This is a genomic window from uncultured Acidovorax sp. (assembly GCF_964021665.1).
Classification (GTDB): domain Bacteria; phylum Pseudomonadota; class Gammaproteobacteria; order Burkholderiales; family Burkholderiaceae_C; genus Acidovorax; species Acidovorax temperans.
Genome location: NZ_CAXIAK010000146.1, coordinates 1 through 4,733 on the forward strand (window position 1 = coordinate 1; position 4,733 = coordinate 4,733).

General features: G+C 62.8%; 5 protein-coding genes. 2 read left to right on the plus strand and 3 right to left on the minus strand.

Features of this window, described 5'->3' with window-relative positions; translation table 11 throughout:
* Positions 1 to 154 precede the first annotated feature (154 nt).
* Complete coding sequence (soxR, locus tag AADJ04_RS17620; protein WP_006226036.1) at positions 155 to 580, minus strand: redox-sensitive transcriptional activator SoxR; 426 nt, start codon at positions 578 to 580, stop codon at positions 155 to 157.
* 47 nt (positions 581 to 627) lie between these two features.
* Between soxR and AADJ04_RS17625 the strand changes: the two genes are divergently transcribed.
* Positions 628 to 1,092, plus strand: a complete 465-nt coding sequence (locus AADJ04_RS17625; protein WP_010791737.1) for a hypothetical protein — start codon at positions 628 to 630, stop codon at positions 1,090 to 1,092.
* Positions 1,093 to 1,128: 36 nt separating this feature from the next.
* On the opposite strand, the gene AADJ04_RS17630 is transcribed toward AADJ04_RS17625, so the two are convergent.
* Entirely contained in the window at positions 1,129 to 2,424 is a 1,296-nt protein-coding gene (locus AADJ04_RS17630) for an ISL3 family transposase (RefSeq protein ID WP_023085361.1), read from the minus strand.
* 257 nt (positions 2,425 to 2,681) lie between these two features.
* Between AADJ04_RS17630 and AADJ04_RS17635 the strand changes: the two genes are divergently transcribed.
* Positions 2,682 to 2,864 (plus strand): MerR family DNA-binding transcriptional regulator, encoded by a 183-nt coding sequence (locus AADJ04_RS17635; RefSeq protein WP_255221297.1) that lies wholly within the window; start codon positions 2,682 to 2,684, stop codon positions 2,862 to 2,864.
* Here AADJ04_RS17635 and mobH read toward each other — a convergent pair.
* The gene (gene mobH / locus AADJ04_RS17640; protein WP_010791736.1) at positions 2,846 to 4,660 is read right to left on the minus strand and encodes a MobH family relaxase; all 1,815 of its coding nucleotides are present in this window, start codon (positions 4,658 to 4,660) and stop codon (positions 2,846 to 2,848) included. The two genes, AADJ04_RS17635 and mobH, sit on opposite strands and share 19 nt — an antisense overlap.
* Positions 4,661 to 4,733 lie beyond the last annotated feature (73 nt).

Here is a 4,733-nt window from a genome sequence, read left to right on the forward strand (position 1 = left end):
TGTTCGCTGCACAAAAATGCCGAATGAATTTTCAGCAATCTCACGGCCGACTTAGACGACGTGAACTGCGGCGGTCGGCGTAGCGGATACATCGCCCTACGTCGACCCTGCCGGCGCGATCCACTCAGTCGACTGTCAATCTCACAAGTCCCGCCTATTCTCGCTCAAGGATACGCGCACCGGGCCCCTGGCCTGCGAGTATGTCGCCCGGATTACGCAACGGGCACTCTTTGAGAGAGAGACAACCGCACCCGATACATCCCCCGAGTTCGTCCCGCAGCCGCATCAACTGCGTAATGCGGTCGTCAAGGTCTTCACGCCACCTAGACGCCACACGGCGCCAATGCGCAGCAGTCAGATGAACGCCCGGCTGATACTGCCCGAGAGCGTCGAGCACTTCGTCCAGCGATAGTCCGGCCCGCTGCGCGACTTTGACGATGGCCAGATACCTCAAGATAGCGGGCGAGTATCTCCGCTGATTTCCGGACGTGCGTTCGCTCTGGATCAGGCCCTTGGACTCGTAGAAGTGGATCGTGGATACGGGCAGGCCGCTGCGCTGTGACACCTCTCCAACCGTCATGCGAGGCTCGCAACCTAGCCTTGTCAGTCTTGCGGGTGAGTTGGCCTATGGAGCGATTGTTTCCGCGGATCATCCTGGCGCTTCGGTGCGGGAAATGGTTTTGCTCAGCGCCGCAAGGCAGACTGCCTTACGTGGCGGGCGAGGACGTGGCGCGCACCGCTGCGGCGGTACTGCGGGCGGACCCTGTTCCGCCCGGAGAGCTGGCGATCACCGGCCCGCAGGCTCTCACCGCCGAGGCGCTGGTGAACAGCATCAATATCATCTTCGGAGCCAGCATCGACCTGGTGCCCGTCAGTGAGGAAGCCCTGGCGCTGCATCTGCAGGTCTCGGGCTTTCCGAAATCCACGGTGCGAGAGGCGCTGATCATCGAAGAGGTGTCCAAACGCGGGCTGGCGCCGTTCTCCGACGGTGTCATCGAGCAGATGACCGGTCAGCCGCCGCGCAGCATCGAGGCGGTGCTGGTCGAACACCGCCTCGATTTGCTGTTGTCCACCAGCACCCCCCGGCTTTGAGAGGCTCTATGCCGTTTTGTGTGGAACCGCCCGGCTTCATTTTGCTGAGGCTGGGGTGAATGGGTGATCAGGCAGATGGGCCAGCTTGGACATGCGAAGGTATGCGACGGCGATGAAGTTGCCTGCCGTTCGGAAGCCTCGTGCGGCGCGTTTGGCCTGCTGCAACAGGCCGTTCATGGCTTCGACGAAGGCATTGGATCGGTTGTCCAGCATGCCGCTGATCACGCCAGCGAAGTGGGTCTTCAAGGTCTTGGCCAGTTTCTTGAAGGGCTCCAGCCGCGAGCGTGTGGCCCAGCTCAACCAGGCGCTCAGATCTGCCTGAGCCTGCCTGGGGTCGTTGTGCTTGAGCGCTGCGCCATAGACCTCGCGCAGGGCCATCTTCAGGCGCCACGCCCGCGCAGATTTCAGCGTGGAGTGCTGCAGCCAGTGCATGGCGCTGATCTGTTGGCCGCTCCAGGCAGGTGGGTTCTTGCGCATGCCCCACATCAGGCCCTTGAGCACTTTGCGGTCCGTGCCGCCCAAGGCCGCGTGCACGGCATGGGGCTGATCGGGCCATTCGGTTCGTCGCACTTCGTCCATGGCCTCGATGGCCATCTTGACGACATGGAAGCGGTCGTAGCTGATGGCAGCTGCCGGCAGCGCCAAGCCCACCCCCTTGGTGTAGGCAGTACTCATGTCCTGACAGACGTGATGCACGACAGCCGGATCGCCGCCATGGGCCTTGAGGTCTTGGGCAAAGTCCAACACGGAGTGGTGGCTGCGCCCTTCGGTGGCAAACAGCAGGCGCTTGGCAGCCAGATCGTGCACGACAGTGATGTAGTGCTGCCCACGCCGCAGGCTTGTCTCGTCGATGCCCACGGTACGTACCTCGCTCATGTCGTCGATTGCGCGGGCCTGTTGAACATAGTACTCAATGCGCCGCCACAGGGGCTTGTCGGCACAACGCAGCAGTGCAGCGGCTTGCCGCACCGGCAGCTCACGGCACAGCGACAACGCCAAGGCTTCAAACAGCGCCGTAAAGCCAGAGCCTTCGCGAGCCCAGGGCACACCCACCTGCGTGGTCTTGCCGCAGCCAGTGCAGGCCACCCGCGGCACATCGGCGTGCAGCCAGGCTTCGAACTGGAAAAAATCAAGGTGTCGCCACGAGCGGCGAAGGCGGTCATGGATGCCTTGCGCCGGGGTGTTGCAGTGCGGGCAACTGAGCAACTTGGCGTTGCAGCGCACCTCAAAGTCTATGCGCCGCTTGGCTGTGTCCAGATCCACCTTGGCCACCTCCCACGGCGCAACCAAACCCAACGCGCTGGCAAACAGCGTTTCAACTCCAACGCTCACGAGACAGCCTCCAGTTCATGCACTACAAGGCCGCATGGGCATGTGGACAAGCCGCTCTGCGACTTGCCCACATGCCCACACGGCGCTACGACCACCACCGATTGTCGCCGTTGGTTTCCACACGAAACGACGAGGGGCCCTTTGAGACGAGTCGACTTCTTCGACTCTAGAGGCTGCAGGCGTGCTTGCTGCAGTACATGATCCACGCCGAGACGATGATGAAACAACGATCTGTACGAACAGCCACCCCGACGACGGTGGTCGCCAAGCCTTTTGCCACGGAACGTGTGCCAATTGTTGGCGACGTCGCCAGCCTCGGCGGCGTAACCGTGTCCAACGTTCGTTTCTATGAAGCAGAGAGGTTGATCCATGCTACGCGCACGGCAGGCAACCAGTGCCTCTATGGGCCCGTATCTAGCACCTATGCCAGTTTCAAGTAGGGATTGTTCGGTGGCCGCTCATCGAACAGTTGGCCAGGGTCATCGAGTAAGTAGCCATGCAGCTTGCGCGACTTGCGCGGGCCGGTGACCTCGCAGGTCCAGATGTTTAAGCTGCTGGGCTGCTTGCGATGGACCTGCAGCTTCTCGAAGCGCTTCTGGACCCATTGCCAGTCGACAACGGCATCCTGCTTGGCGAGTGCTGGAACTTGAGGATGCTCCTGGACATAGCGCTGAAACACCCCAGGGCTTACCAGGAACACCGTGTCGTCCACGGTATGCACCAGTGCCTTGGCATCGTTGAGAATCAGCTTTCGGCTCTGCAAGCCATGCCTAAGCCAGCCCATGAAGTGCTCGCCCGAAGGCTGCTGTGTCGATGCCGAAGATTTAGACGCTGGCACAGGCAGTACCAGCGAACTCGTTGCGAAGGCCGGGACGGGCTCTGCATCCTGTCGCGTCGCAAGGAGGTGTCCGGAGCCCACCATCGCCAGCATGTCTTCCATGACGTCAGGCAGGGGCTGAACTGCGGGCGGTGAAGCCAAGTTAGCGGGGCTGCTGCCTTCCCAAGGTGGCGTCGTCTGTTCTTCCAAGACAGGCTTCGCGGCAGTCATAGGCGGGGCAGCCTCCGAGCCAGCATCCTTCTCGATTGCCGCAGCGTCGATTGCCACCGTGCCGGTAAACGATGCTGGCCGTTCGCCAGCTTCCCAGATCAGCGCGGGAGCTAGACGCAGCAGGGTAAATGAGTGGGACCAGCCGGTCGCACTGGTCACGGTCGCGCGCCAGACCGCCTTCCCGTCCGACGTCGGCTGCAATATGCCGTGGTCCTGAAGCACGTTGAACACCGCAGTGTTGTTCGTAGGGATGCCATCGATGCCCTCTGACAGCAGGTGCGCACGTAGCTTGTCCGAAACCGTCTTGCTCACCAGCCACAAGGCGTCCTCGGTGAGCCAGCCATCGGAGGCTTCGGGCTGGTTCAGCTTCAACTCTTCCTTGAGCAGGTAGCGCAACCCGTCCAGCAGCTTGCGTTGCAGCGCGTGCTTGGGGGCGGCCATAGCGCGCGCGGGATCGCCTCCCAACTCTTGGGCCACGGAAGCGCGGTCGGCCTGTACGACAAGTTCGCCCAGCACGCCGGCGTGCTCGTACTGGCCGGCCAGGACGTAGAGCAGCGGTCCCCACAGGTCGGGATAGCCACTGAGCCAGTCCAGGGCATCACGGTCGAGGAGTTGGCGGTAGAGCAAACCTGTCGCAGCGCTGTGGAGCCGATATTCTCGATCGTCGCGGTAGCGGAAGCGGTATGGCTGGTGCAGCGGGCCGTGCCAGGGGTGCCACAGCGAGCCGTCGGCCAGTTCGACGTGCAGATCGACGGCGATCTTGCCGATGTCGTGCAGCAGCGCGGCATAAGCGACTGCGGCAGTCCAGGCTTCAGACTGCGCCGCCTGGTCTTCGGGACTGGCGCCAATGGGCAGCAGATGGGACTGCCGCAGCTTGAGCGCATAGGCGACGATCTCCAACCCGTGATCCAGCATGCCGCCGGGGTAAGCGTGGTGATGGCTTTCCGATGCGGGGAATTGTTGGACCAACTCGGCGTAGTGCTCCAGCGGCGTGCGGTATAGGGTGGCGAACTGCCGCCGCGACAGCGACGTGCGCTGCCAGATGTGTTCCAGCAGCTTCTGCCGGCGCGGTGTTGCCAGCAGCGATGCGGCCGATTCGGGCCGCAGCAACCCTTTCGGGAGGTCGGTGGCGGGCGCTGGCGACGGGGCAGCGACCGGGGGCCGTTTTCGCTGGAACAGGGAGAGCATGCGGGTGTCCTCTGGGGGGCCGGCCGGGAGGCCTTTTCGCCTTTTCGAGGTAGGGCCTTTCCCCTTGCACCCC